Source organism: Halarchaeum salinum, from assembly GCF_039520965.1.
GTDB classification, from domain to species: Archaea; Halobacteriota; Halobacteria; order Halobacteriales; family Halobacteriaceae; genus Halarchaeum; species Halarchaeum salinum.
In genome coordinates, this window is record NZ_BAAABL010000042.1 from 229,830 (window position 1) to 255,653 (window position 25,824).

The following is a 25,824-nucleotide window of genomic DNA, read 5'->3' on the forward strand; positions in this document are numbered from 1 at the left end:
TGTCCGGGGGATGGAGGAACGGACGCGCGCGTATCTACGGGGGCGGTTCAGCGACTACTACCGGCGCGCGGACGTCCCGCTACCGCCGAGTGCGGACGAGCGCGAGTGGGGGTTCATCCCGTGGACCGAGGGGCCCGACGAGACGATGGTACGCCACCGCGACCTCCTCGATCTCGGGGATATGGGCGCGTTCCTCAGACGCAAACGCCCGCGACACGTCTACTTCTCGGCGGGGCGCTACGAGACGCCCGGTGCGTCGACGATGGCGGAGAAGGAGTGGCGCGGTGCCGATCTCGTCTTCGACATCGACGCCGACCACCTCCCGAGCGTGACGCTCGGCGAGGACACCTACGCGGAGATGCTCGCGAAGAGCAAGGACGCCCTCGTGAAGCTCCTCGACTTCCTCGAGGACGATTTCGGCTTCGAGGACGTCTCGCTCGTCTTCTCGGGTGGCCGCGGCTATCACGCCCACGTCCGGGACGAGTCGGTCGCCGACCTCGAGCGCGACGAGCGCCGCGAGATCGTCGACTACGTTCGGGGCAACGGCGTCGCCTTCGAGTCGCTCGTCCGCGAGGAGACGGTGAGCGGGCTCGGCGTCAAGAACCCGACGACGCGCCGCACGCTCCCGACCGAGGGCGGCTGGGGGCGACGCGCCGTCGAGCACATCAACGAGTTCGTCGACGAGCTGCTCGATATGGATGAAGAGGACGCGCTGCTACACCTGCGGACGTTCGACGGCGTCGGCGAGAAGAACGCCGAAGCCGTCCGCAACGTCGTTCGGAACAACACCGACGCGGTGCGCTCGGGGAACGTCGACGTCCACCCGGCGTTCCTCAACGTCGCGCGCCAGCTGCTCGCGGAGACGGTGGACGAGGCGGAGGCCCCGATCGACGAACCCGTGACGACCGACACCCACCGGCTCATCCGCCTCCCGGGGTCGCTCCACGGCGGCAGCGGGTTGGTCGTGACGCCGATCGAGCGCGACGCAATCGACGCGTTCGACCCGCTGACGGACGCCATCCCCGACACCTTCGTCGGCCACGACATCCGGGTGACCGTTGAGCGCGAGTACGAACTCGCTATGCGGGGCGAAACGATTACGGTGGTCCCGGGTGAGCAAACACTACCGGAGTACGTGGGCGTCTTTTTGATGGCCCGCGGGTGGGCGGAGAAGGCGGCTGAATAAGATGAATATCGACGACCTCCGCGCGACACAGACGCGCGAACGGACGACGGATGGCCTCCAGGACCTGCGGGATTCGTTCTATCGGGAGGCCGCGGAGTACATCGCGGACCTCCGCGAGCGCCGCGAGCAGGCCGCCGCCGAGGCCGACGACCCCTTCGGCGACGAGGAGGTCCAGTCGCTCACCGACGAGATCGAGACCGCAGAACAGGTCGCCGAAGCGATCTACGAGCGCCGCGTCGGCAAGATCGTCAAACAGGCCAGCCTCACGGCCGCCGGGATGGGCTCCGACGCCGAGGGGCTGACCGCCGAGGAGCGCGATCTCTACACGGACCTCGTCGCGCGCATCGAGTCGAACAAGTCCCGCGTACTCGACGTCCTCGCGGGCGAAGCGGACGCCGCGACCGCCGCCGGGCCGGACGCCCACGCCCCACCCGAGAGCGACGAGTCCGCCGACCCCGCGAGCGTCGTGAACGATCGCGCGGGAGGGATGGCTGATCCGACGCCGCCGCCGGATGCGCCCACGCCCGACGCGGACGGCGCAGCGGCCGACGCCCCGAGTGACACCGAGATATCGAACGACGCCCCGAGTGACACCGAGGCGTCGACCGCCGCCGCAGCGATGGGCGGTGACGGCGGCTCGCTCGGGAACGACGACACGGCGGACGGCGAGGAGCACGAAGGCGAGGCCGCGACGGCCGACGACACGGCGGGCGAGGGCCGTGAAGGCGACACGTCCGAATCCGGCGACGGCGACACGTCCGAACCCGACATCGAGCGCGCGACCCTCCACATCACGCAGGACGTCGGCGAAGTGTACGGCATCGACGAGCGCGCGTACACCTTGGAGGCCGACGACGTCGTCACTCTCCCCGAGGAGAACGTCGAACCGCTGTTGGCGCGCGACGCCGCCGAACGACTGGACTAGTCGAGCGACTTCTGCATCTGATAGCGTTCCGCGTTGAGCCCCGCCGCCTCGTAGAGCGCGAGCGCTCCCTCGTTGTCGGCGTCGACGTTCAGATCGAGGTGCGCGCAGTCGTGGAGGCGTCCCCACTCCTCGGCGGCCTCGAGGAGCGCGCGCCCGGCCCCGCGGCGGCGCGTGTCGGGGTCGACGTAGAGATCGCTGACGTGGCATTCGCGGACGGCCTCGAAGATCGGCGCGGGGCCGCGGAGCTCCGCGCTCACGTAACCGACGAGCGCGCCGTCCTCGCGCCCGACGTACGTCGCCGTCTCGTCGTCCGCCAGCCGCGAGCGGTAGTGCGAGCGGCCTGTCTCGCGGACGTCGTCACGCTCGTCGAGCTCGTAGCCCGTCATCGTCGCCGCCATCTCGCGCTTCGCCGGGAGCCACAGCTCTGTGAGAAACGCCTCGAGCTCCGCCTCGCGCAACCGCACGATCTCCATGCTCGCGCTCGGCGACCGGTGGGGAAACGGCTTGCGGAAACGACGTGGGGAACGGCTCGCGGAAGGGAAGAGGAAGCGGCTCGCGGAAAAGACGTAGGAAACGGGTGGAGAATGCGGACGGGTTGAGTGCGGACGCGGGAGAGCCGCGTCCGGACGCGGGCGGGTCGCCTACTGGAACGCCCGGCCGGCGTCGCGCTCCTTCTCGGGCTTCTCGGCCGTCTCGAAGCGCTGTTCGATCTCCTCGTACTGCTCGCGGACGTCGTCAGTGACGGACGGGCCGACCTCGCTGAGCGCCTCCTCGAAGTGCGCCATCGTCACGCGGACGTTACCGACGGAGTCGGCCGCGTCCTCGGGCGAGACGGTGTTGACGAACTCGCGCGTCGCGGCCATCGTCGCCTCGCGGACGAGCGCCTCGATGTCCGCGCCGACGAAGCCCTCGGTACGCCGGGCGACCCGGTCGAGGTCGACGTCGTCGGCGATCGGCTTGTGTTCGGTGTGGACGTCGAGGATGGCGCGGCGCGCCTCCTCGTCGGGGACGGGGACGTGGACGTGTCGGTCGAGACGGCCCGGCCGGAGGAGCGCGGAGTCGATGAGGTCCGGGCGGTTCGTCGTCGCGACGACGACGACGTCCTCCAGGTCCTCGATGCCGTCGAGCTCCGTGAGGAGCTGGCTGACGACGCGCTCGCCCACGCCGGAGTCGCTCTGGTTCCCGCCGCGCTGGCCCGCGATCGAGTCGATCTCGTCGAAGAACACCACGGTCGGTGCGTTCGAGCGGGCCTTCTCGAAGACCTCTCGGACGCCCTTCTCGGACTCCCCGACGTACTTGTTGAGGAGCTCGGGGCCCTTGATCGAGATGAAGTTCGAGTTGGCCTCGTTGGCGACGGCCTTCGCGAGCAGGGTCTTCCCCGTGCCCGGCGGGCCGTACATGAGGACACCCTTCGCGGAGTCGAGGTCCATCGACTCGAACACCTCGGGGTAGTCGAGGGGCCACTGGATCGTCTCGCGCAGACGCTCCTTCGTGTCGCCGAGGCCGCCGACGTCCGCCCAGGTGACGTCGGGTACCTCGACGAAGACCTCGCGCATCGCCGAGGGCTCGATGCCCTTCAGCGCCTGCTTGAAGTCGTTCTCGGTGACCTGGATGGAGTCGAGGATCTCGGCGTCGATCTCGTCGGATTCGAGATCGAGATCGGGGCGGATGCGCCGCAGGGCGTTCATCGCGGCCTCCTTCGAGAGGCTCTCGATGTCCGCGCCGACGAAGCCGTGCGTGTTCTCGGCGAGCTCGTCGACCTCGACGCCATCGGCGAGCGGCATGCCGCGCGTGTGGACGTGCAGGATCTCGCGCCGGCCGTCCTTGTCCGGGACGCCGACCTCGATCTCGCGGTCGAAGCGCCCGCCGCGGCGGAGTGCGGGGTCGACGGCGTCGACGCGATTCGTCGCCGCGATGACGATGACGTCGCCGCGCTCCTCCAAGCCGTCCATCAGGCTGAGGAGTTGGGCGACGACACGGCGCTCGACGTCACCCTGGGTCTCCTCGCGCTTCGGTGCGATGGAGTCGATCTCGTCGATGAAGACGATCGCGGGGGCGTTCTCCTCGGCCTCGTCGAAGACTTCGCGGAGCTTCTCCTCGGACTCCCCGTAATACTTGCTCATGATCTCCGGGCCGGAGATCGTCTGGAAGTGCGCGTCGATCTCGTTGGCGACGGCCTTCGCGATGAGCGTCTTCCCGGTGCCGGGCGGCCCGTGGAGCATCACGCCCTTCGGGGGCTCGATGCCGAGCTGCTGGAAGAGCTCGGGGTGGCGCATCGGGAGCTCGATCATTTCTCGTACTTGTTCGAGCTCGCTGTCGAGGCCGCCGATGTCCTCGTAAGAGACGTTCGGCGTGTTCTCGCCGCCGCTTCCGGCGCGTTCCTCCGCGATCTCCTCGGCGGGGATCTCGCTCACCTGGATCTCCGTGGAGTCGGTGACGACGACGGTCCCCTCGGGATCGCTCCCGGCGATGCGGACGGGGATGCGCTGGCCGCTCATCTGGCCGAACCCGCCGAAGCCGAAGGGGACGCGGATGGTCTGGCCGGTCGTGACGGCCTTCCCGGAGAGCCGGTCGTGGATGTACGGCGATATGTCCCCGCGGATGCGGAGGTTTTGTGGGAGCGCGACGCTGATCGATTTCGCGGGACTGACGTCCGCTTTCTCAATGGTGACGCCGTCGTCGATCCCGACGTCGGCCTCCTGGCGGACGTCGCCGTCGATACGGATGACGCCCTCGCCTTGGTCCTCGGGGTAGCCCGGCCAGACGCGCGCGATGGCGCGGCCGTCGCCGCTCCCCTCGATGACGATGTAGTCGCCGTTGTCGAGACCGAGCTCCTCCATGGCTCGCCGGTCGACGGCCGCGAGGCCGCGACCCGCCTGGTCCTGCTTGAGCGGTTTGACGGTGAGCTTCATCGCTTCACCTCGACGGTGACGATCCCGTTCTTGATAAACGCGCGGGCGACCTCCCCCTCGGGGAGATCGATTTCGTGTTGCGCGTCCTCGTCGCCCTCGACGACGACGATCGCGGTGCCGTCGACGACATCGACGCTCACCCGGTCGTCGGCGAAGGACGTGTCCGCCACGACGACGGTCTCGTCACCGTAGTCGTAGCGCTCGACGAGTCCGCGCTGGTCAGTTAGTGTGTTTTGTGGACGCATTATTGCTAACCTATGGTTAGGCACGAGAGTATATAAACCCGTCGGCAAATGCGGCCATTTGTTATAAATAGAGCGGTGAACGGTGGAATTGCGGTCCCACCCCGCGTCACCGGGACGGACAGGCAGGTGCTCGTCGTGATGGCCGGTGCAAGCGCTAGTCGTCGCCGGGGAACGATCCGTCGACGACTGCGTCCCGATAGCCCTCGATCGCCGAGCGCATCTCCGCCGCGACGTCGCCGAACTGCTCGGCGAACGGCGGCACATTCTCCGAGAGGCCGAGCACGTCCGTCACGACGAGCACCTGTCCGTCCGTCGCGTCGCCCGCACCGATCCCGATGGTCGGCATCGAGAGCGCCGCCGTGATGTCCGCGGCGACCTCGTCCGGGACGTGTTCGAGCACGACGCTGAACGCCCCCGCCGTCTGGTGGGTCTCCGCCAGCGACTCGATTTCGGCCGCGGCCTCCGCCGTCGCGCCCTGCTGTTCGAGGCCGAGTTGGTTGATCCGCTGGGGCGTGAGTCCGACGTGCGCCATGACCGGGATCCCGAGGTTCACGAGCCGCTCGGTGAGCCCGACCGTGTGCGGGCCACACTCCAGCTTCACCGCGTCCGCGCCCGCCTCGCGGATCAGCCGCCCGGCGTTCTCAACGGCGTCGGCCTCGTCCGCCCCGTAACTCAGAAAGGGCATGTCAGCGACGACGAGCGCGTCCGCCGTACCGCGCGCGACCGCGCCCGTCCGCGACGCCACGTCGTCCACCGTCACTGGAAGCGTCGAGTCGTACCCCATCACCGCGTTCCCCATGCTGTCGCCGACGAGCAGAATGTCGATGCCCGCCTCGTCGGCGATGCGCGCCGTCGGCGTGTCGTACGCCGTCAGCATCGTGATCGGGTCGTCACCGGTTCGATCGCGGATGTCCTGCACGGTCGTCATAGATCCGTGTATCCGCGGCAGGCCGTTAAACACGCGGCTTTTATGCGGAGTGATCCCGCATGTACGGCCGTGCCAGAGGTCGTCGAGGAGACCGATCCCGAGGGCGTCGACTACGGGTGGGTGATGCAGACCACGTTCGTCCTCACCATCGTCGTCGGCGCGCCCATCGTGGCGCTCGTCGCAGTCGTCAGCGGCGCGTCGATCCCGACGTGGACCGCACAGGCCACCTTCGCGATCCGCGTTGGTGCCGTCGTCTGGACCATCACCGCCGTCTCCGTTTACCTCTACGCCAGACGGACGACCGTCGCTGTGGGCGACACGGACGACAGGAAGTGAGAAACTGACGATATACGACTCGCGCGACGAGGAGTGAGAAACTGACGATATCGTGGACTGACGCGCGCCCGCGCGAACGGCCCCGGGTGCACTTCACACGTATCGGAATCCCGTGCCGGCGCGCCGTGCCGTCTCGGCGTCGCGCTCCGAGTCGCCGACGAAGACGACATCCACCGGGTCGAGGTTGAGGGCGTCGACGGCGCGCAGGAGCGGCGCTGGGTCGGGCTTGCGGGTGGGAACGCTGTCGCGGCCGACGACCGCGCGAACGCGCTCCGCCAAGTCCTCCTTCGAGAGTGCGATCCGGCACGCGCGCTCGCAGTTGAGCGAGCAGACCGCGGTCGGGCGCGTGCCGTCGCGGAGTTCGTCGGCGTGCGGGAGTCGTTCTGCGCGTTCGGCCCCGGCGCGTTCGTACTCGCTGATGAGCGCCTCGGCCTCCGCGCCGATGCCGGCGTCCACGGCTGCATCGAGGTACTCCCATGCGCCGAACCCAGTCGCGTCGACGTCGACGGTCGCCAAGAGGTCGGTGAGATCGCGCTCGACGGCCCGCCAGTCGACCGCGAGGTGGACGAGCGTCCCGTCGAGGTCGTAGACGACGCCATCGTAGCCGTCGTCGGCGTCCGTATCGCTCACGACTACCCGTTGACTGTCGGCGATCATAGCGCCTTCGGCGCACGGGGCCGGAAACGCTGGCCTTTTGCCGTGTGCGGGCGCACGCAGTTGCATGACGAGACACGCAGACGGCGAGGGTCGCCTCGCGTTCGGTCGCGGCCGACGCGACGGTGACGACCGTGGGTAGCCTCGCACGGTTCCGCGCGGACGTCGAGGCCGTCGTCGAGGCGGACCCGGCCGCGAAGAGCCGCCTCGAAGTGCTGTTGTGCTACCCGGGACTTCACGCGGTCTGGGCACACGTCTTGACGCACGCCCTCTGGGAGGACGGCGAGCGCCTGCTCGCTCGCATCGTCTCCCAACTCGTCCGCTGGCTTACCGGCGTCGAAATTCACCCTGGCGCGGAGCTCGGCGATCGCGTCGTCATCGACCACGGGATGGGCGTCGTCATCGGCGAAACCGCGGTCGTCGGCGACGACGTTCACATGTACCACGGTGTAACTCTCGGCGGCGCGGACAAACGGCCCGTGAAACGCCACCCAACCGTCGGCGACGGCGTCACCATCGGTGCCGACGCGACGCTCCTCGGCGACATCGAGATCGGCGACGGTGCGAAGGTCGGTGCCGGTGCCGTCGTCACGTCCGACGTCGAACCGGGCGCGACGATGATCGGCGTGCCCGCCGAGCGCGTTGATCGCGACGCGGAGGACCCCGAGGTCGCGACCCCGGACGACACGACGAACGGCGGCGACGCTGAGACAGCAGACGACGACCCGATCGGCGACGGCGCTGCGACGTCGAACGACACCGAGGAGTGAACACGACGGGCGAGGTGGATCCCGGTCCCGCCCGTCGAGACGCTTACTCCGAGACGAGCGTCACGTCGAGACGTTCTTCGAGCGCGCGCACGACGCTCCCGCCGACGCCGGCCTTCGTCGCGCGACCCTGTTCGACTGCGAGGAGATCGTTCTCGTCGACATCGAGCTCCTCGGCGAGTTCGGCGAGCTGGAGACCTTCCTCTTGGCGGGCTGCCTCGACGCGCTCGCCGTACCCCGAGACGAGGTATGGGAGCCGGTCGCGCTCGTAGTTCGTCCCGTGCTCCTCCCAGTGTGAGGAGTCACCGCGCGACGCGTCGATCTGTTTCGCTGCCGTACGGACCGCGCTGTTGCGCTCGCGCTCGCTCCCGCCGCTACTCCCGGAGGAGGACCCACTCTCGGCGTTCGTGTTCCGCCGCGAGCGTTTCTTGCTCTCGTCGAGGTCGGCGCAGTCCCGACAGACAGTGAGCTCGGCACCCGCGACGGACGCCGTCGTCAGGGAGTCGGTGGACGTTCCACAGAGCTCACAGGTGCCCCCGCCGCCGCCACCGGAGGAGCCGCCCGTGGAGTATTTTGCCATACCCCCCGGTATGCGGAGCGACCATTTCAATACGGCGCTTCGCAGGGTAGTGGCCCCGCTGTGTGTCGTGGTTTCGAGTAGGAAGTTGTGCGTGGGTGATGTCCCGAAAGGGAATCACCGTGCATCGCTTTGCCGCGGGTGAGTGCCCGCGTGAGTGCGATGCGTGGGACCGGATTTGAACCGGCGAACCTCTACAGGACAGCGCCCTCAACGCTGCGCCTTTGGCCTAGCTTGGCTACCCACGCTCGCTCTCGCGTTCGCATTCATTCGTACTGCTGGGTTAAGTAAGAGGCTTGCGATTCGCCCCCGGAGTGCGACACCGAATCAGGGGGCGGTCGCAACGATTCGCGTCGTTCAGCGTTGTGGCCGTGCGGTTTCACCGACGCGCCGATCGGACGCTGGATCGACGGCTTCCTCCCCTCCCCCGTTCTGCAAATGTTCTGGCATGGAACGTACGGGGGCAGTACGTGTACACCCCAGAACACGGGGTACAAAACTGTGAGATTCCGGAATCCAAACCTGAAAATAGATCTCCGACGTCGAGCCGCGTCACGATCTCCTTCGGTGTGTTCGAGCCGGTGCGACAGCGGCCACTCCCGCACCCCCACCCCGTTTTGCAAATGTTCTGAGCGACGACGGACGGTCCTGACCGGGGAAATCGGCCGAGTGGAACCGACACGGCCGGGTGGAACCGACCGGGGAAATCGGCCGGGTGGAACCGACACGCGGATCGTGGCAGGTCGATTTTCCGCGACTCACTCCTCCGCGCCGAGAACGGAGGTGACGATGGCGGGCCCGACGTCGAGTTCGTACTCGTAGTACTGACCGCCGCTACGGCCGTGGTTGCGGTCGTACTGCGTCAAAAACCCGAGCATCGCGAGGTCGATCAGGTGGTCGTGGACGGAGCGCTGGCTGAGCGGATCGACGCCGTTCTCTGCACAGACACGTTCGTACATCCCGTACGCCTTCTTGGCCCGTACAGGCGTGTGCGCTTCTATCGCGAGGTTCGTGACCGCGAGAAGCGTGTAGCGTCCGTGCGTCGTCAGATCGCGGATCGAGTCTTTCACGCGGCCGCGCTCGACGCGGTTCTCCGCGGCACCGACGTCCACCTCCGTAACCGACTCGCGGCCGTCCTCAACAGCGACGTTCGCGGCTTCGCGGAGCAAGTCGATCGCTTGCCGTGCGCTTCCCCGATCTTGCGCGGCGAGCGCTGCGCATTTCGGAATGACGGAGTCGTCGAGAACGCCCGGCGAGAGCCCTTTCTCCGCCCGGTCCGAGAGGATCGTTCGGAGCTCGTTCGCGTCGTACGGCGGAAATTTGATCTCGCGCTCGCAGAGTGTGTCCTGTACCTTCGAGGAGAGGTCGTTCCGGAAGGTGTAGTCGTTCGAAATCCCGATCACCCCGACCTGCGAGTGTTCGATATTGCCGTTCGCTTTCGCGCGCGGGAGTTGATAGAGGAGGATGTCATCGTCCCCGAGATTGTCGATCTCGTCGAGCACCACAAGAACTGTTCCTTCACGATCCTCGATCTCCTCGAAGAGCGCAGTGAGCACGTCCGCGGTCGAACGTCCCGTCGTGATGGTCTCCCGATCCGTGTCCGCACGGAGTTCGTTCACTAATGCAATAGCCGCCTGATACGACGACGGGTGGTGGTGACAGTTTACCTCGGTGACGTGGACGTCATCGACGTCCGGGCGCTGGTCGGCCTCGACGCGTAACATCTCCATCATGTAGCGCGTCACCGCAGTCTTTCCGACGCCGGTTTTGCCATAGACGAAGACGTTCTCCGGTTCCCACCCATCTACGACGTCCTGTAATGCGTTCGCGTACGCCTCGATCTCTTCGTCGCGTTCGAGGATCTCTGCAGGTTCGTACTGCTGTTTCAGGACGTTCTTGTCCGTGAAGATCCCTGCGCGCTTTCGAAACGGCGTATCCATCGCTACCGACTTTAGGTTCGATGGGGACTGTTATAAGTGTACTCTTCTAATGTTTCTTGAGTTTCTCGTGTTTTCTCATCTTCTGAGCGTTCGAGTCATGTCCGATCGGACACCCACAGTAGGCCGGTAGCCCCGACGAAATCGCCGTAGTCGGCTATTGATACTGCGTCGAACATTTGCAGAACGGGGGTGGGGTCCCCTTCTCGACACGGTGATGGGTCGAGCGCTGGCACCGGTCCTCCCGTGTCCCCGGAACATTTGCAAAACGGGGAGGGGGAGGAGAGAACACGCGAAGTGAGGGGAGAAGCGGCGATACGGAAATGGGGTGTAATAGCGCGATAGAGGGGCCTCTACCGTACGTGCGTGCCGTCGGGACGACAACCGTCGACCACGACTCCTGATAGTGGCGACTAGGAGCGCGTACGGCCGCGAGCGTCGACCCCTACAACCGCGAGCCGTGGGGGTGTGACTCCGCGACGTAGTCCAGGAAGTTCGTGAAGAGTCGCTTCACGCGCGTCGCCTCGCCGTAGTGCTCCCGGTTCAGGTGATCCATAACAGTCTCGATGTGCTCCTCGCGGACGTCCCGCTCCTCCAGTACGAGCGTGGCCGTGTAGAGGTCGAACTCGGGGTGGAACTGCACGCCGAACGCGTGGCCGGCACGGAACGCGTGGACGTCGGTGAAGTTGTTCCCGGCCAGCCGCACCGCATCATCGGGAAGCGTCGTCACCTCGTCGCGGTGCGCGGTGAACGCCGTGAACCACTCGCCAAGGCCGTCGAGTAGCGCCGAGTCGTGTACGCGGTGGATCTCGTGGAACCCGACCTCGAACTCGTCCATCGGCTCGACGGTCCCGCCGAGGGCCGTCGCGAGTAGCTGGTGGCCAAAGCAGACGCCGAGAGTCGGTAGCCGGCGATCGACGGCCCCGCGGACCCACGACCGCAACCGCGGGATCCACGGTCGATCGTCGTACACCGCGTACGGCGAGCCGCTGATGACGACGGCGTCGTAGTCACCGTACGAGTTCGGGAACCCCCCGTTCACGACATCGAACGCCGAGACGACCGCTGGGAGCTCGCGCCGGAAGTTCCGCCGGGCGTCGTCGACGTTCTCCGAGGCGACGAGCAGCGCGACACGCGGACGCATACTCGCGATTACGCGCGTCGCGACCTAAGAACCTCGGCGATAACCCAAAAAAGCGGGATCACGAGCCGGCGATCAGCGTAAGCGTCCGGTCGCAACGGCCGTCAGTCGTCGGCGGGTGCGTCCGCGCCGACCGTGGGCCGTCGCACGTCCCGGTCAGTGGTCTCGCCGTCGATGTCGTAGGGGTATTCGCCGGTGACACAGCCGAGGCAGAGATCGGCACGCGAGCGTCCGAGCGCTTCGGTCACGGCGTCGACGGAGAGATAGGAGAGGCTGTCCGCGCCGATCTCCTCGGCGATCTTCTCCTCGCTCTTCTCGGCGGCGATGAGTTCGTCGCGGGTCGCCATGTCGATCCCCATGTAGCAGGGCGCGACGATGGGGGGTGCGCCGATACGGATGTGGACCTCCTCCGCGCCGGCCTCGCGGACGAGCTTGACGAGTTGGTTCGACGTCGTCCCGCGGACGATGCTGTCGTCGATGATCGTCACTGACCTGCCCTCGACGGTCGATCTGATCGGGTTGAGCTTCAGGCGGACGGCGCGCTCGCGCGCCTCCTGGGTCGGCATGATGAACGTCCGGCCGACGTAGCGGTTTTTCATCAGTCCCTCGGCGAACTCGACGCCTCCGCCGTCGCCTTCTTGGGAGGCGTCGGCGTAGCCGGAGGCGAATGCTCGCCCTGAGTCCGGGACGGGCATCACGACGTCGCTTTCGACGGACGACTCCTCCCAGAGCTTGCGTCCGAGTTCGCGCCGGACCTCGTAGACGAGCTCGCCGTCGATGGTCGAATCCGGGCGCGCGAAGTAGACGTGTTCGAAGAAGCAGTGGGCGGTGTTCTCCCGCTCGACGAGCTGGTAGGAGTCGAAGCCGCTCCCGTCCTCGTGGAGCACGACGAGTTCGCCGGGCCGGACGTCGCGGACGAGGTCGCCGCCGAGGGTGTCGATGGCGGCGGATTCGGAGGCGAGGACGTAGCCGCCGTCGATCTCCCCGATGCAGAGCGGTCGGTTCCCCTCTGGGTCGCGGACGCCGAGGATGGTGTCGTCGTGGCTGATCGTGAGCGCGTACGACCCGTGGATGCGGTTCATCGTCCGCTTGACGGCGCGCACGAGGTCCTCCTCTAAGAGGTTGCGCGCGAGGTCGTGGGCGATGACCTCGGTGTCGCCGTCGCTCGTGAAGGCGTGGCCGGATTCGGCGAGTTCGTTGCGGACGCTCGCGGCGTTGACGAGGTTGCCGTTGTGGCTGAGCCCGAGCGCACCGCCCTTAAAGGAGACCGTGAAGGGTTGCGCACAGGACTTATCGACGCTCCCTGCGGTGGGGTAGCGGACGTGGCCGATGGCTGCGCTCCCCTGGAGTGCCTCGATGTCACTCTCGTCGAAGGCGTCGCCGACGAGGCCCATTTCGACGTGATCGTGTTGCTGGAACCCGTCGTGCGTGACGATCCCGGCCGACTCCTGCCCCCGGTGCTGGAGCGCGTACAGTGCGTAGTACGTCGGGAGCGCGGCCGAACGCTCGTCGAGGGAGATCCCCACGACACCGCACTTCTCCCGCGGCCCGTTCGTCACCGTCTCGTCCCGCCCTGTCATGGTTCCTCCTGGGTCGGCATCACGTAAAACATCCGTGGTTGTGAACCGAATTGCCGACAGACGGTCCGTGGTATGCATGTATATGGGTACTACTGCTGTGCCGTCCCGTCGAGGACCGACGCTCGTCGGTCGTCCCGATGGGGCCGTCCCAGCGGTAGGACAGCGGCGTCGCGACGGCGGGGGCATCGTGGCGTAGACGCCGAAACGAACGCACCGTGAGTGTACGCGGTTCGTGCCGTTGAGTGACGAGAGCGCGCCAGCTATCGGAGTATCGACGATGCACGGAGCGACGGTGATACACGGCGCGATGGTGATACACGGCGCGACGGTGATACACGGCGCGACGGAGCCATCGCCTTCGTGTCACGGTTTCGGGCGACGGCCAACACCGTCGCTACCGGTGTGAAAACGGAAAGAGAAAAGCGGTTATTCGCCCTGCTTCGACTGCCACTCGTAGCTGCGGCGCTTGGCGGACTTGCCGAAGCCACAGCTCGAGCAGACCTTCTTCCGCGAGTGGTACGACTTCTCACCACAGCGGCGGCACTTGACGTGCGTCGTCTTGTTCTTCTTCCCCTGGCTCGGCGTACCGGCTCCAGTCATGGGTTGATCGTTACGACGTTATCGCCGCGTATAACGATTGTGTCTTCACCCGCGTCGGTGTTCTCCAGGACGAGGTTCATATGCTGGTCGTAGCCGGTGAGGACCCCGATGTGCTCCCCACCGTCTTTGAGTACCACGGTCACGGTCTCTTCGAGGGAGGCTTCGAGGACGTCCAGCGGTCGGCCGCTCATACAACATCGGGTGCCCGTCGCACGCATAAACGTACCGACTCCTCCGGCAGTCGAAACGCGCACGCGTCCGTCGCTCCGCCCAGAGGTCGACGGCGCTCCGCTCAGAGGTCGATGGCGAACGAGTCGCGCCCGGCGGCCCGGACGGCGAAGGCCGCGAGGAGGTCCGCGGCGGCGTCGAGGTCCTCCGTATTGACGACTTCCGCCGGCGTGTGCATGTACCGATTCGGGAGCCCGAGGTTGAGCGACGGGATCCCGCTCCGCGAGGTGTAGAAGGCGTCCGCGTCCGTCCCGGTGCGGATGCCCGTGGCCTGTAACTGGACGTCGATCCCCGCATCGTCCGCGGCGTCGCGGACCGCATCGACGACCGCGGTGTGGTTCGTCGACCCGCGCGCGACCACGGGCCCGTCACCGAGCGCGATCTCGTTGTGCTTGTTACCGGGGAACTCGGGGTGGTCGGAGGCGTGCGTGACGTCGACGGCGACGGCCGCGTCCGGGTCGAGGTCGTAGCCCACCATCTTCGCGCCGGAGAGCCCGACCTCCTCTTGAACGGTCGAGACGGCGTAGACGGTCGATTCGGCACCGCGTTCGGCGGCGCGGCAGAGCGTCTCGGCGGCGACCCAGACGCCGACGCGGTTGTCGAGGCCGCGCGCGGTGAGCAGCGAGCCGCGGAGGGGGCTCGGCGTCTGCGCGAAGGTCACAGGATCGCCGATGTCGACGAGGTCGCGCGCTTCGTCCTCGTCCCCGGCCCCGATGTCGACGGTCATTTCCTCGATGTCGTCGTACTCGGTGTCGTCCTTGTCGCGGACGTGGATGGCGGCCTGCCCGATCACGCCGTTCACGGGGCCGTCGGCGGTATGGACGTGGACCTGTCGGGCCTTCGAGACGGAGCGATCGCTCCCGCCGACGGGTGAGAGGTGGAGGTAGCCGTCCGTGTTGATCGCCGAGACGACGAAACCGATTTCGTCCGCGTGGCCGCTGACCGCGAGTTCGGGGCCGTCGCCGCCGTCGTAGACCGCGATCGCGTTCCCGTAGTCGTCGGTGCGGACCTCGTCCGCGAACCGTTCGACGTAGTCGACCCAGACGCGCTGGGCGGGCGTCTCGAACCCCGAGGGACTCGCCGTCGCGAGCAGATTGGAGAGGAACTCCCGCTGGTCGTCGTGCATATGGGTCGAGGTGGTCGGCGCGAGCAAGAAGCCACCGATACCCGTACCCTGCGCGGCCTTCCGTCTCGGGCCGTCCGCCACGATGGTGCGTCACCCGTCTCGTCGTCGCGTCACGTTGCTCCGCGGTCGGAACCCACGTCGGAACCCACTTGTGTCGCCCGCGTTCACACGGAACCATGAGTCTCATCGAGTTCCACGTTCACGACGGCCTCTCCTTCGAGGCCGACTTTAGCGGCGAGTCGAGCGACGACGTCGGTATCGCGCCCGTCGACGCCGGAAGCACGAACGAGACCGATGACCGTGAGGAGAGCGACACCGGCTGTGGCTGCGGCACATCGAAGGCACTCGGTCTTCTCGTCGTCCTCGGCGTCCTCGCCGTCACCGGCCTCCTCGTCAAGCGGACGCTCGGCGGCGACGACGCCGGCGAGAACTGAGGACAAGGCCTATCCCGACACGGCACCGATTTCGGATATGACACTCCTCGACAGCGCCCGCGCGGTCGCGGGTGCGTCCGGCGACGATGCCGTCGACTGGGCGGCGGTCGCCGATGCGGCCAAGAGCGCGACCGACCCTGGCGCGCTCGACCTCACACCCGCCGATCGCGAGGGGTACGCGAGCGACGTGCGGGCGGCACGCACGCGCATCCGCGACGTCTCCGGCCTCGACTTCGACATCCCCGAGACCGTCGCCGTGCAGAATCGTCACCACTGGATCGACGCGAACGTCGAGACGTTCCGGCGCGCGTTCGAACCGCTCGAGCACGATGCGGCCTTCCCGGGCGTCGCACGGACGCTCAACACCGCGACGACCGCCGGGATGCTCTCCTTCGTCGCGAGCCGGGTGCTCGGCCAGTACGACCCTCTCCTGCTCGCGGAGGCCGACGACCACCGCCTCTACTTCGTCCACCCGAACATCGTCGGCGCAGCGACGACGATGAACGTCGCCTTCCCGCGCTTCCGGCGCTGGATCGCCTTCCACGAGGTGACGCACGCCGCCGAGTTCGGTGCCGCCCCGTGGCTTCGTGACCATCTCGAAACGCGACTGCGCGAAGGCGTTGCGGGGCTTTCCGAGGCCGAGCTCCATATCGAGGCCTTCAGCGATCTCCTGACGACGATGACCGCCGTCGAGGGATACGCTGAGCTCCTGATGGACCGGGCGTTCGACGACTCCTTCGACGACCTCCGCCGGAAGCTCGACGAGCGTCGCGACGAGGAGGGCCCTCTTGGGGGCCTCCTCAAGCGCCTGCTTGGCTTCCACCTCAAACGGGAGCAGTACGAGCGCGGGAAGGCCTTCTTCGACGCCGTCGCGGACGCCCGCGACGTCGCGACCGCGGGGCTCGTCTGGGAGTCGCCAGACCACCTCCCGAGCGACGCTGAACTCGACGAGCCGATGCGCTGGGTCGCGCGCGTCGCCGGTAACTGAGCCGCACGCGCCACAGTCCGGCCCCCATCCCTGACACCCACGAGACGCTCGACCGCGGGGACATCGCCGACCACGACGGTACCGATCGGCTCGTCTCGGCGCACGTCGACTCGAAGGGGGGTGGTTGGCAGATCTTCGACGACTAGCGACAGCGTTTTTCGCCGGCCGCGACTACCTCTTTGCGTGACTATTCGGGGGACGGTGACGGACGTCGGCGACGTGCGCGCGGTCAGCACGAAGTACGGCGAGCGCGACCTCGCGGAGGTGACGCTTGAGCCCGGCGACTCGGTCCCGAAGACGGTGACGCTCTGGGGGAAGTGGACGGAGACCGCCGACTACCTCGAACCGGGGATGGAGCTCCTCTTAACCGATCCCGAGGAGCGCGAGTGGAACGGCGAGACGCAGTATTCGACGTCGAAGGGCTCCTACGTCGTCGTCGAACCCGACTACCTCGTCGACGTGACCGATATACGCGAATGGGTGCAGTGTCCCCGCCAGTACTACCTCTCGAAGCTCTCGGGGCTCCCGCTCAAATACCCCGTCGCGAAGGGGACGCTCGTCCACGAGGTGTTCGGCGACCTCCTGCGTGGCCGGGACCTCGACGACGCCATCGACGACGCGGTGGACGACGCCGGCCTCGAACTCGGCCTGCTCGGCGAGGACCCCGATTCGGTCCGCGAGGAGGTGCGCCAGCACGCCTCGGCCATCGAGGGGTGGCTGAATCAGGGCCTCCTCACCGAGGAAGACGACTGGCGCTCCGAGTACACGCTCATCTCGGACACCTTCGGAATCAAGGGCCGCTGTGACGCGATTCGGCGCGGGATGCCGGTCGAGTTGAAGACCGGGAAGAACACGAACCGCGATCCGCGCTTCCACGACAAGATCCAGGCGGCCTGCTACGCCCTGCTGCTCGAGGAGCGCGGCGTCGAGGCCGACACCGGGACGCTGCTCTACACGAAGAACGCCGCGGTCGATCGCGGTGAGGAGAGCGGCGACCTCTCGCCCGCAAAGGAGTTCTCGATCGGGTCCGGACTCCTGGAGTTCGTCGTCCGCTCGCGCAATCGCCTCGCCGCGATGGAGCACGGGATGAGCGTGCCCACGGGCAAGGAGTCGAACGCGAAGTGCGAATACTGCTTCGAGCAGGACGCCTGCATGGTCGTCTCGGGGCGACTCGATCAGGAGTCGAAGGCCGGACAGATCGGTTCGATGCTCCCCGAGGGCGAGCGCGACTACTTCGAGGAGCTCTACGAGGCGATCGAGGCCGAGCGCCGCGAGATCCACGCGGAGTACGCGAAGCTCTGGAAGCAGAGTCCCGAGGAACGCGCCGCCGACGATCGCGCCGTTATCGACCTCGAACCGGCCGGCCGGGAGGAACTCGTCGATGGCGGCTGGCGACTGCGCGCGCGTCGCCCATCCGCGGCGTCCTCGAAGATCCGTGAGGGCGATCGCGTGCTCGCGAGCGACGGCGACCCCATTCAGGGTACCGCGGAGATGGGCCGCGTCGAGCGCCTCGACGAGGAGCGTGTGGTCGTCACGACGGACGAACCGCTCGACCTCCGTCGCCTCGACGTCTACCCCTCCGAGCTCTCCGTCTCGCGGATGCTCACCGCGCTCCACGACTTCGTCCTGAAGGGCGACGAGCGCCGCAAGGACGTCCTCTTCGGCCGGGAGGCACCGACGTTCGACGACACGGCACACGACGTCGTCCCGAACAACGACGCCCAAAACGCGGCGGTGGATCGGGCGCTGAACGCCGACGACTTCGCGCTGATCCACGGCCCGCCCGGCACCGGCAAGACGTACACCATCGCGACGCTCGTCCGGGAGTTCATCGCGCGCGGCGATCGCGTCCTCTTATCCGCGTTCACGAACCGCGCGGTCGACAACGCCCTGGAAGCCATCGAGGAGCAGGACATCGCGGACATCGTCCGCGTCGGCACCGAGACGGGGGTGCGCGAGGACATGCAGGAGTACCGACTCGAAAACGCCGGCGGGCCACACGAGCAGGCCGACCGGCTCGGCGCGGCGTCGCTCGTCGCCGCCACCACCGCGACCTGCGGGTCGCGCGTGATGCGTTCACAGTCGTTCGATGTCGTGCTCGTCGACGAGGCGAGCCAGCTCACCGAACCCGGTGCGCTCGCGGCGATCAACAGGGGCGCGAAATTCGTGCTCGTCGGCGACCACCACCAACTGCCGCCGGTCGTCCAGGCCGGCGGGCGACTCACCACGTCGCTCTTCGAGCGCCTCATCGAGGAGCACCCGGAAGCCGGCGTTCTCCTCGAGAGCCAATACCGGATGCGCCAGCAGATCCAGGCGTTCTCCTCGACGGAGTTCTACGAGGGACGGCTCCGCCCGGCGAACGGTGCGGTGGCGACGCAGTCGCTCACCGACCTCGGCGTCGATTCCGAGCACACCGACGTCGTCGACGGCGTCGGCTTCGTGGACGTGACTGGCACCACGGACGCACACGTCGATCCGCAGGAGGCCGAGCGCGTCGCGGAGATCGTCGAGCGCTATCTCGACGGCGGCCTCGAGCGTTCGCAGATCGGCGTCATCGCGCCGTTCCGCGCGCAAGTCGGCGAGATCGGCCGTCGCGTCCCCGAGGGCGTCGCGGTCGACACCGTCGATCGCTTCCAGGGTTCCTCGAAGGAGGTCATCGTCGTCTCGTTCGTCGCCACGGGCGCGCTCGATGGCCCGATCTTCGAGGATTACCGCCGACTGAACGTCGCGATGTCGCGGGCCAAAAAGGCGCTCGTGCTCGTGGGCGATGCGGCCGCGCTGCGGACGGACGACTTCTACGCGCGGATGCTCGACTGGGCGCGCCGCTGAAGGACGGGAGTCGAAGCCGTCCGCCTCGGTGACGGGAGTTTCGACGCGACCGTGTGTGGGCCGTCAGTTCAGCCGATACCGAAGGAGCGCCGCGATCCCGCCGAGGTTCCGCAGTCGCTCGCCGGGCGCGAACTCGTGGCTGAACACCGTCACGTCGCCGCCCTGCTGTTCGACGGTCGTGATGACGTCGTTGATATCGACGTCCCAATCGCCCTCGTCCGCGCGCTCCTTGCGCAGGCGCTCGTCGAGGACGAGCAGCGTCTCGACCGCGCCGAAGTCGGCGGCTTTCGCTACCTCCTCGATCCCGTACGCGACGGGTTCGTCCGTCCCGAGTCGCTCCATCAGTTCGTCGATCAGCTCGGACTCCTCGGCGATGCGCGTCTCGGCCTGCACGTCCTCGACGGCACCGCGTTTCAGGACCTCGTGGACGCCGCGCCCGCCCGCAGCGGACGTATCGACAGTCGTGACGCGCTCGACGAACGCCATGTTCTGCTCCTCGAAGTAGCTGAGGGCGTCCTGCTTCGTGAACCCCGGTCCGGCGAGGATGACCGCGTCCGGATCCATGCGCTCTATGGCTTGCCCGAGTTCGGCGAACAACTCTTCGCGCCCGCGCGCGTACTCGCCCTTCCCCGTGGTGCCCGTGAACGACCCGGACTCGTCGACGCCGTACTGCTGGACCGTGTGGATGTACGCCTCACCCTCCTCGATCGTTGCGATGGCGACCTCGGGCTGGTCGGCCGCCTCGACGGCCTCCTCGACGCGCGCGATCTGATCGGGCTTCCAGACTTTCGTGACCTCGATCTCGTCGACCTCCTCGACGTTCAGCGTGTGGTGGAGCCCGAGTTGGTCCTCGCGCGAGCAGTCGTCGATGACGCCCGAGACGCGCAGACGGTTGGCGAACTTGTGGAACTCGACCTCCTCGACGTCGAGGGCGATCCACATCGGCTCGCGCTGTCCGCCCGTATCGCGCATCTGGTCGTCCGCGCGCTGGATGCGTCGCGTCGTGTCGCCCGACACGCGATCGCCGGGTTCGAGGACGTACGCGAGATGCCAGAGGTCGTCGAGGCTCTCCGGGACGAGCACCAACTTCTCGCGCCCAGCCTCGCGGGCCTCACGCTCCTTGATCTGCATACGTTCGGATCCGGGGGCACGGGCCTTGTGTCCTGCTACTCGAACGTCGCGGGAGGGGATCGGTGTCGGCGACGTCGTCGGTTCGCGCTACTCGTCGGCGATCCGGCTCCCATCCGGCGGCATGAACTTCTGGATCTCGTCGGGCGAGGCGACCTTCCGGACGAACGACTCGTCGGCGAAGCGCTCGCGGAACGTCCGGTACACCCGCTTTGCGGCGTCGCCTTGCGCGAACTTCCCGGGTTCGAGGTCGACGGTCGTCTCCGCCTGTCCCTCGATGGCCGACGGCGGCCCGCCGACGACGCGCGTTGAGGGCTCGCAGGTGATACCGACCGCGCAGCTGACGGGCGTGTTCTCGAAGTACGTCCGGTCGCCGCGGATCGTGAAGCCGCCCTTCGAGAGGTATTCGCCCGATTCGGCGGTCTTCGACACCTGGTCGGGCATCACCATGTAGGCATCGCCCGCGCCCCGGCCGTCCTTCCACACCGAGGAGTAGGTGACGGCGAACTGCGCGGCCTCCTCGAGCGATCGATCGGGCACCTCGATGTCCTGGGAGGGCTCGCTCGGCGCGGAGGTCTTGAGGACCGTCACGGGCCCGCCGTGGGCCTGCGCGTGGAAGAACCGGTCGTAGCCGTCCATGTACTTTTCGACGATCTCCTCGTTCTGGTCGGCGTTCCGGCCGCCGATCACGAGGAACCCATCGGACGTGCGGAACCACCGGAAGCGATCGTACCACTGCTCTTGCTTGCGCACCGGGATCGACGAGCGGGAGAGCCAGTCGATGTCCTCGGGTTCCGCTTCCTCCTCGGGTTCTTCTTCCCCGTGCTCCTCCTCGCTCCACTCCTCGCGACGCCCTTTCCACTCCTCGAGCTCCTCGCGGGTGTTCTCGATCGCTGCGAGCGCGCCCTCCTTCTTTTCCTGGACGCGCTTTGCCTCCCGATAGAGGGCGTCCGCGTTCTTCTCGACGCCCGCGTCGGGGTCGAGGCCGATCGTGTGGCCGTCGAGGCGCAGTTTCACGAGACCGTTCTCCGGGTCGACGCCGACGACGTGCTCGGCGGCCTCGATGCCCTGCTCTTTGCCCTCCGCGAAGCGTTCCTCGACGTCGTCCCAGCCGTAGCCCGCCGCGAGAGCCTCTCGGACCGTCGAGAGCACGTCATCGACGAGGTCATAGCGCTCGTAGAGCAGCTCGGCCTTCTCGCGTTCTTCTTCGGCCTGCTCCTCGAATTTCTCGATCGCGCCCTCCTGCTGTTCGATGATCCGCTTTCGCTTGGCGATCTCCTCCTCGAAGGCGGGCTTGTTCGCCGTCTCCTCCGACCCCTCATCGACCTCCGTGTCGAGGTTCGTGAAGTAGTCGTCGAGGGCGGCGTTGAACGAGTCGAACGCCTCCGCGGGGAGGTCGGCGCGTTCCTCCAGGGGAAGCGGCGTCACGTCGATGCGCCGGCCCTTCTCCCTCTCGTCCGTCTCCGCTTCGTTCTCGCCCGTCTCGGCCTGCTCACTGCTCTCGGCCTCCTCGCCCTTCCCATCGCCATCCGCGTCGGCGCGCTCGTAGTAGACTCGGGGATCGGTGTGCCCGGCCTGTACGTCGTCGAGGAGACGCTCGGTCGCCTCGTAGAGCGCCTCGAAATCCGACTCGTCGGCGTCGTCGATGTCCTTCGTCTTCTCGACGCCGGCGCGCGTACAGAGTTCCTCGCCGTAGAGCCCGCCGAAGTTGAGCTGGGTCGCCACCGTCCGCACGAGGTCGGTGTCGGATTGGCGCATCCGCTCCGCGAACCCCTCGTAGTCGAGTTCGAGGGGGTTCACGCGCGACTGCGGGAAGCCGTACTGGCTCCCCGGCGCGACCGTTCGGGACTTCAGGCGCACGGTCTCGAGGCTGTCGACGACCTCGCCGTTCTGGTCGAGGACGGCGATGTTGCCGTCGCCGAACAGCTCCGCGACGATGGTGGTGTCCTGGTCCTCGCGGCGGAACTCGAACTCAAGGATGCGATCGAAGCCGTGCTGGCGCACCTCGTGGAGGTTCGCCCCGGAGAGGCGGTTGCGAAGCATCTTTGCGAAGTTCGGCGGCCGCCCGGGTGCGTTCGGCACGTGCTCGGGACGCGCGACGTTCGCGCGTTTCGTGTCCCCGACCTCGAGGAGGAGTTCCACGCGGCCCTCGTCGAAGTCTCGCATCTTCAGGCGGACGAGGTCGTCGCCGTAGAGATAGGCCTTATCGACCACCGCGCCCGCATAGCCGTTCAACTCGGCGGTGAGGGCGACGAGGTCGACGCTCGTCAGTTCCCGCTTCTCGTCCATGATATCGGTTGTAGGGGCGTCCCACTCTTTTGTACTGTGATCCCCACGGCACTACGGAACGGAGCGGTCAGAGACGACCGACGCGTCGGAACCGCATCACGCGAGCGCCCCGCGGACGCGAGAGCCCCTACCTCTTTGCCGTCCCGTGTCGATACATCGCGCATGGATATCGCAGTCTACGGTGCGGGCGGCGTCGGCGCGTACTACGGCGGCCGTCTCGCCCAACAGGGTCACGACGTCACCTTCATCGCGCGCGGCGAGCACCTCCAAGCCCTCCGCGAGGACGGCGTCACGGTCGAGAGCGTGGCCGGCGATTTCGTGGTCGACTGCCCTGCGACCGACGATCCCGCGGCCGTCGGCGAAGTCGACCTCGTCCTCTTCTGTGTGAAGTCCTTCGACACCGCGGACGCTGCCGCGTCGCTCGACGCGATGCTCCGTCCGGACTCCGCGGTGCTCTCCCTCCAGAACGGCGTCGACAACGAGGACGTCCTCGCCGACGTCGTCGGTACCGAGCGCGTCTGGGGCGGCGTCACCTACATCTTCAGCACGATCAAGGAGCCCGGCGTCGTCGAGCACACCGGCGGACCAGCGCGCATTATCTTCGGGCAGTACCACGATATCGAAGACGAGCCACCGGAGCGGCCGGCGCTCGCGGACGACTTCCACGACGCCTGCGAGGCCGCGACGGGGATGAGCGCCGACTACACCAACAGCGTCCACGCGACGCTTTGGGACAAGTTCGCGCTCATCTGCGCGCAGGCCGGCCTCACCGCCGCCACCCGCCAGCCGTTCGGCGTCATCAACGACACCGAGGAGACGTGGGCGCTCTACCGGCGCGTCATCGAGGAGGTCGTCGCGGTCGCGCACGCCGAGGGCGTCCGCTTCGGCTGGGACCCGGTGACGAAGTGGCTCGACGCGATGGAGTCGATGGACAACGAGGACAGCTATTCCAGCCTCCACTACGACCTCACGCACGGCAAACGCATGGAACTCGACGCGCTCCACGGTAGCGCCGTCCGCCGCGCACACGAGCAGGGCGTCGACGTCCCCGCCGTCGAAGCTATCAACGCGATCCTCCGACCGCAGGCCGACGCGAACGAGCCCGCGCCGTAGGCGAATCCGTCCATCGATACGCCGGAGCCGCGTCGTCCTCCCGGTGGTCGTCCTCGCGTCCGCTCGCTGCACGTCGCGGCTCTACAACTCCTTCACGACGTACGGCCGACGTCCGACCTTTTCCTGCGGTCGCTCGTATCGCTCGCGCCCTGGTAAAAGCTCGGACAAAAACGCGTCGTCCTCCCGTTGGTCGTCCTCACGTCCGCTCGCTGCGCGTCGCGGTCCTACAACTCCTTCACGACGTACGGCCCATCCTGGTGGTAGCCCAGCTTTCGCTTGTAATACTGTCGCGCACCGATCCCCGAGATGACCGCGAGCTTCTCGTAGCCGGCGTCGCGGGCGCGCTCCTCGGCCTCGGCCATGAGCCGCTGTCCGTAGCCGCGGTGTTGCTGGTCGCCCTCGCCGCTGGCCTCGCCGACGCTCACCGCGTCCCCGTAGACGTGGAGTTCGCGGAGGAGTGCGGCGTCCTTGAGCTCGCGACGCGCGACCTCGCCCGGGAAGCGCAGGCGCGCGAAGCCCACGAGCAGGTCCTGCTCGAAGTCCTCGAAGGAGATGAACTGCTCCGTCCCGCCGGACGCCTCGTACTCGATCGTCCCGAGTTCGACGTCCTCGGGCTCCGCGTCGTTCATCCCGACCTCGCGACAGCGGATACAGTCGCACTCCCAGCCGTGCTCGTCCATCTTCTGCCAGGCGAGCTGGCGGAGGTTCGACTTCCAGACGCCCGCGTCGATGAAGTCCGCGGGAATGTCGCGCTGGACGCGCTGGAGGCGAACGTAGCGCGGAAGGTCCTTCATCACGCGCGCGACGAGTTCGGCGGCCTGCTCGTTCTGCAAGGGGTCGAAATCGTCGCGCCGCCACTGGTCGTAGACACGCGTCCCGCGCACGACGAGCGTCGGATAGATCTTCAGGTAGTCCGGTCGCCACTCCGGGCTCTCGAAGAGCTGGCGGAAGTCCTCCTCGACCATCCGCTCGGTCATCCCGGGCTGGCCCGGCATCATGTGGAAACCGACCTTGAACGCCGCGTTCCTGAGGTTTCGGTTCGCGTCGATCGACGCCTGGTTCCCGTGTCCGCGGTGCATCTCGCGGTTGATGCGCTCGTAGGTCGTCTGGACGCCCACCTCGACCTTCGTCCCGCCGAGATCGAGCATGCGGTCGATCTGTTCGGGATCGCACCAGTCCGGCTTCGTCTCGAACGTCGTCCCGATGTTCCGGATGTCCCCGAACTCGTTCTCGGCCTTGACGTCCTCGAGGTAGTTGAACTCGTATTCCTCGTCGTCTTGGGCGAACGAGACGCCCTGTGCGGGCTCGGGTTCGACGTCGAGGTCGTGGTCGTTCAGGGCCTCAAGACAGCGCTTTACGAACCATTCCTGGTAGTCGTGGCTGCGCGCCGTCATCGTCCCGCCCATGATGATGAGCTCCACCTTGTCGACGGGGTGGCCAATCTCGCGGAGCTGGTTCAGCCGGAGCGTCACCTGGCCGTACGGGTCGTAGTCGTTCTGCTCGCCGCGCGCCGCCGCGGGTTCGTGGCCCGTGTAGGACTGCGCGCTCCCGAACTCGCTCGCGGGACCGCCCGGACAGTAGAGGCACTTACCGTGCGGGCAGAGGTGGGGGCTCGTCATCACCGCGACTGGCGCGACGCCCGAGGCGGTGCGGACGGGCTTGCGCTGGAGGACGTCTTCCAACTCCTCGCGGCGGCCCTCGGGCGCGTGATCGAGCAGATCCGTGTGTTTGGGTACCTGTGCGACCGAATGCTCCGCGCAGACGTCGAGTTTCGCGCTCTCGACGTCGTCCTCGCCGACCTCGCCGTCGAGGATCCGGGCGACGAGGTCCTCACAGGCGGCCGCGAACGCCGCGTCTTCGCCGCGCTCGGCCTCGCTACTCATTACCTACAAAACGGGGGT

Annotated in this window: 22 protein-coding genes, 1 tRNA gene and 1 pseudogene; 8 read left to right on the forward strand and 16 right to left on the reverse strand. The window is 67.3% G+C overall.

The window, feature by feature from the left end; translation table 11 throughout:
* Nucleotides 1-10 precede the first annotated feature (10 nt).
* Together priS and ABDZ36_RS07015 are read left to right on the forward strand one after the other, a co-directional pair.
* Entirely contained in the window at nt 11-1,186 is a 1,176-nt protein-coding gene (priS, locus tag ABDZ36_RS07010; RefSeq protein WP_211311349.1) for a DNA primase small subunit PriS, read from the forward strand.
* Between the two features lies 1 nt (nt 1,187).
* On the forward strand, nt 1,188-2,111 hold the full coding sequence (locus tag ABDZ36_RS07015; RefSeq protein WP_211311350.1) for a hypothetical protein: 924 nt from the start codon (nt 1,188-1,190) through the stop codon (nt 2,109-2,111).
* On the opposite strand, the gene ABDZ36_RS07020 is transcribed toward ABDZ36_RS07015, so the two are convergent.
* The 4 genes from ABDZ36_RS07020 to panB form a co-directional block, all read right to left on the reverse strand.
* A complete protein-coding gene (locus ABDZ36_RS07020) occupies nt 2,108-2,584 on the reverse strand; it encodes a GNAT family N-acetyltransferase (protein WP_211311351.1) in 477 nt (158 codons plus the stop codon). The genes ABDZ36_RS07015 and ABDZ36_RS07020 overlap by 4 nt on opposite strands.
* 168 nt (nt 2,585-2,752) lie before the next feature.
* Nucleotides 2,753-5,023 carry a CDC48 family AAA ATPase gene (locus tag ABDZ36_RS07025; RefSeq protein ID WP_211311352.1) on the reverse strand — a complete coding sequence of 757 codons (2,271 nt, stop codon included), beginning with the start codon at nt 5,021-5,023 and terminating at the stop codon, nt 2,753-2,755.
* Nucleotides 5,020-5,268, reverse strand: a complete 249-nt coding sequence (locus ABDZ36_RS07030) for a DUF7127 family protein (RefSeq protein WP_211311353.1) — start codon at nt 5,266-5,268, stop codon at nt 5,020-5,022. Before ABDZ36_RS07030 ends, ABDZ36_RS07025 begins: the two co-directional genes overlap by 4 nt.
* Before the next feature lie 154 nt (nt 5,269-5,422).
* A complete protein-coding gene (gene panB / locus ABDZ36_RS07035; RefSeq protein WP_211311354.1) occupies nt 5,423-6,196 on the reverse strand; it encodes a 3-methyl-2-oxobutanoate hydroxymethyltransferase in 774 nt (257 codons plus the stop codon).
* Between the two features lie 69 nt (nt 6,197-6,265).
* On the opposite strand from panB, the gene ABDZ36_RS07040 reads away from it, so the two are divergent.
* Complete coding sequence (locus ABDZ36_RS07040; RefSeq protein ID WP_211311355.1) at nt 6,266-6,532, forward strand: DUF5822 domain-containing protein; 267 nt, start codon at nt 6,266-6,268, stop codon at nt 6,530-6,532.
* A 93-nt stretch (nt 6,533-6,625) separates the two neighbouring features.
* Here ABDZ36_RS07040 and ABDZ36_RS07045 read toward each other — a convergent pair whose 3' ends face one another.
* Nucleotides 6,626-7,189, reverse strand: coding sequence for an HAD family hydrolase (locus ABDZ36_RS07045; protein WP_211311356.1), 564 nt, complete (start codon nt 7,187-7,189; stop codon nt 6,626-6,628).
* 104 nt (nt 7,190-7,293) lie between these two features.
* Between ABDZ36_RS07045 and cysE the strand changes: the two are divergent.
* Nucleotides 7,294-7,956: pseudogene (gene cysE / locus ABDZ36_RS07050) on the forward strand (serine O-acetyltransferase); the annotation flags it as partial.
* 43 nt (nt 7,957-7,999) lie between these two features.
* Here the strand turns inward: cysE and ABDZ36_RS07055 are convergent.
* The 8 genes from ABDZ36_RS07055 to ABDZ36_RS07090 all read right to left on the reverse strand — a co-directional run bounded on the left by ABDZ36_RS07055 (nt 8,000) and on the right by ABDZ36_RS07090 (nt 15,142).
* Nucleotides 8,000-8,533: a helix-turn-helix domain-containing protein gene (locus tag ABDZ36_RS07055; RefSeq protein ID WP_211311358.1), complete on the reverse strand. Its 534-nt coding sequence runs from the start codon at nt 8,531-8,533 to the stop codon at nt 8,000-8,002.
* 160 nt (nt 8,534-8,693) lie between these two features.
* Nucleotides 8,694-8,778, reverse strand: a tRNA-Leu gene (locus ABDZ36_RS07060).
* A gap of 510 nt (nt 8,779-9,288) precedes the next feature.
* On the reverse strand, nt 9,289-10,470 hold the full coding sequence (locus ABDZ36_RS07065; RefSeq protein ID WP_211311359.1) for an orc1/cdc6 family replication initiation protein: 1,182 nt from the start codon (nt 10,468-10,470) through the stop codon (nt 9,289-9,291).
* A gap of 442 nt (nt 10,471-10,912) precedes the next feature.
* A complete protein-coding gene (locus ABDZ36_RS07070) occupies nt 10,913-11,611 on the reverse strand; it encodes a type 1 glutamine amidotransferase (protein WP_211311360.1) in 699 nt (232 codons plus the stop codon).
* Between the two features lie 101 nt (nt 11,612-11,712).
* Entirely contained in the window at nt 11,713-13,188 is a 1,476-nt protein-coding gene (gene purF, locus ABDZ36_RS07075) for an amidophosphoribosyltransferase (RefSeq protein ID WP_211311361.1), read from the reverse strand.
* Between the two features lie 426 nt (nt 13,189-13,614).
* Nucleotides 13,615-13,788, reverse strand: coding sequence for a 50S ribosomal protein L37e (locus ABDZ36_RS07080; protein ID WP_188878148.1), 174 nt, complete (start codon nt 13,786-13,788; stop codon nt 13,615-13,617).
* Complete coding sequence (locus ABDZ36_RS07085; RefSeq protein WP_211311362.1) at nt 13,785-13,979, reverse strand: LSM domain-containing protein; 195 nt, start codon at nt 13,977-13,979, stop codon at nt 13,785-13,787. Before ABDZ36_RS07085 ends, ABDZ36_RS07080 begins: the two co-directional genes overlap by 4 nt.
* Nucleotides 13,980-14,080: 101 nt before the next feature.
* Entirely contained in the window at nt 14,081-15,142 is a 1,062-nt protein-coding gene (locus ABDZ36_RS07090) for a M20/M25/M40 family metallo-hydrolase (RefSeq protein WP_211311363.1), read from the reverse strand.
* Between the two features lie 176 nt (nt 15,143-15,318).
* On the opposite strand from ABDZ36_RS07090, the gene ABDZ36_RS07095 reads away from it, so the two are divergent.
* The 3 genes from ABDZ36_RS07095 to ABDZ36_RS07105 all read left to right on the forward strand — a co-directional run bounded on the left by ABDZ36_RS07095 (nt 15,319) and on the right by ABDZ36_RS07105 (nt 19,393).
* Nucleotides 15,319-15,576, forward strand: a complete 258-nt coding sequence (locus ABDZ36_RS07095) for a hypothetical protein (protein WP_211311364.1) — start codon at nt 15,319-15,321, stop codon at nt 15,574-15,576.
* A 37-nt stretch (nt 15,577-15,613) separates the two neighbouring features.
* A complete protein-coding gene (locus tag ABDZ36_RS07100; RefSeq protein ID WP_211311365.1) occupies nt 15,614-16,564 on the forward strand; it encodes a zinc-dependent metalloprotease in 951 nt (316 codons plus the stop codon).
* 183 nt (nt 16,565-16,747) lie between these two features.
* Nucleotides 16,748-19,393, forward strand: coding sequence for an AAA domain-containing protein (locus ABDZ36_RS07105; RefSeq protein ID WP_211311366.1), 2,646 nt, complete (start codon nt 16,748-16,750; stop codon nt 19,391-19,393).
* Nucleotides 19,394-19,456: 63 nt separating this feature from the next.
* On the opposite strand, the gene ABDZ36_RS07110 is transcribed toward ABDZ36_RS07105, so the two are convergent.
* Complete coding sequence (locus ABDZ36_RS07110) at nt 19,457-20,524, reverse strand: mRNA surveillance protein pelota (RefSeq protein WP_211311367.1); 1,068 nt, start codon at nt 20,522-20,524, stop codon at nt 19,457-19,459.
* Nucleotides 20,525-20,611: 87 nt separating this feature from the next.
* Nucleotides 20,612-22,810, reverse strand: a complete 2,199-nt coding sequence (gene rqcH, locus ABDZ36_RS07115; RefSeq protein ID WP_211311368.1) for a ribosome rescue protein RqcH — start codon at nt 22,808-22,810, stop codon at nt 20,612-20,614.
* A 162-nt stretch (nt 22,811-22,972) separates the two neighbouring features.
* Between rqcH and ABDZ36_RS07120 the strand changes: the two genes are divergently transcribed.
* The gene (locus tag ABDZ36_RS07120) at nt 22,973-23,923 is read left to right on the forward strand and encodes a ketopantoate reductase family protein (protein ID WP_211311369.1); all 951 of its coding nucleotides are present in this window, start codon (nt 22,973-22,975) and stop codon (nt 23,921-23,923) included.
* Nucleotides 23,924-24,147: 224 nt separating this feature from the next.
* Here the strand turns inward: ABDZ36_RS07120 and ABDZ36_RS07125 are convergent, their stop codons facing one another.
* A complete protein-coding gene (locus tag ABDZ36_RS07125) occupies nt 24,148-25,806 on the reverse strand; it encodes a tRNA uridine(34) 5-carboxymethylaminomethyl modification radical SAM/GNAT enzyme Elp3 (protein WP_211311370.1) in 1,659 nt (552 codons plus the stop codon).
* Between the last annotated feature and the right edge of the window lie 18 nt (nt 25,807-25,824).

Excerpts from the sequence above, each read along its gene's own strand:
- ABDZ36_RS07095 (WP_211311364.1), top strand. The coding sequence starts at position 15,319 with ATGAGTCTCATCGAGTTCCACGTTCACGACGGCCTCTCCTTCGAGGCC.
- ABDZ36_RS07030 (WP_211311353.1), bottom strand. The coding sequence starts at position 5,268 with ATGCGTCCACAAAACACACTAACTGACCAGCGCGGACTCGTCGAGCGC.
- ABDZ36_RS07055 (WP_211311358.1), bottom strand. The coding sequence starts at position 8,533 with ATGGCAAAATACTCCACGGGCGGCTCCTCCGGTGGCGGCGGCGGGGGC.
- ABDZ36_RS07020 (WP_211311351.1), bottom strand. The coding sequence starts at position 2,584 with ATGGAGATCGTGCGGTTGCGCGAGGCGGAGCTCGAGGCGTTTCTCACA.
- purF (WP_211311361.1), bottom strand. The coding sequence starts at position 13,188 with ATGACAGGGCGGGACGAGACGGTGACGAACGGGCCGCGGGAGAAGTGC.
- ABDZ36_RS07015 (WP_211311350.1), top strand. The coding sequence starts at position 1,188 with ATGAATATCGACGACCTCCGCGCGACACAGACGCGCGAACGGACGACG.
- ABDZ36_RS07070 (WP_211311360.1), bottom strand. The coding sequence starts at position 11,611 with ATGCGTCCGCGTGTCGCGCTGCTCGTCGCCTCGGAGAACGTCGACGAC.
- ABDZ36_RS07100 (WP_211311365.1), top strand. The coding sequence starts at position 15,614 with ATGACACTCCTCGACAGCGCCCGCGCGGTCGCGGGTGCGTCCGGCGAC.
- ABDZ36_RS07125 (WP_211311370.1), bottom strand. The coding sequence starts at position 25,806 with ATGAGTAGCGAGGCCGAGCGCGGCGAAGACGCGGCGTTCGCGGCCGCC.
- ABDZ36_RS07085 (WP_211311362.1), bottom strand. The coding sequence starts at position 13,979 with ATGAGCGGCCGACCGCTGGACGTCCTCGAAGCCTCCCTCGAAGAGACC.
- ABDZ36_RS07080 (WP_188878148.1), bottom strand. The coding sequence starts at position 13,788 with ATGACTGGAGCCGGTACGCCGAGCCAGGGGAAGAAGAACAAGACGACG.
- ABDZ36_RS07065 (WP_211311359.1), bottom strand. The coding sequence starts at position 10,470 with ATGGATACGCCGTTTCGAAAGCGCGCAGGGATCTTCACGGACAAGAAC.
- rqcH (WP_211311368.1), bottom strand. The coding sequence starts at position 22,810 with ATGGACGAGAAGCGGGAACTGACGAGCGTCGACCTCGTCGCCCTCACC.
- ABDZ36_RS07090 (WP_211311363.1), bottom strand. The coding sequence starts at position 15,142 with ATGCACGACGACCAGCGGGAGTTCCTCTCCAATCTGCTCGCGACGGCG.
- priS (WP_211311349.1), top strand. The coding sequence starts at position 11 with ATGGAGGAACGGACGCGCGCGTATCTACGGGGGCGGTTCAGCGACTAC.
- ABDZ36_RS07120 (WP_211311369.1), top strand. The coding sequence starts at position 22,973 with ATGGATATCGCAGTCTACGGTGCGGGCGGCGTCGGCGCGTACTACGGC.
- ABDZ36_RS07045 (WP_211311356.1), bottom strand. The coding sequence starts at position 7,189 with ATGATCGCCGACAGTCAACGGGTAGTCGTGAGCGATACGGACGCCGAC.
- ABDZ36_RS07110 (WP_211311367.1), bottom strand. The coding sequence starts at position 20,524 with ATGCAGATCAAGGAGCGTGAGGCCCGCGAGGCTGGGCGCGAGAAGTTG.
- panB (WP_211311354.1), bottom strand. The coding sequence starts at position 6,196 with ATGACGACCGTGCAGGACATCCGCGATCGAACCGGTGACGACCCGATC.
- ABDZ36_RS07025 (WP_211311352.1), bottom strand. The coding sequence starts at position 5,023 with ATGAAGCTCACCGTCAAACCGCTCAAGCAGGACCAGGCGGGTCGCGGC.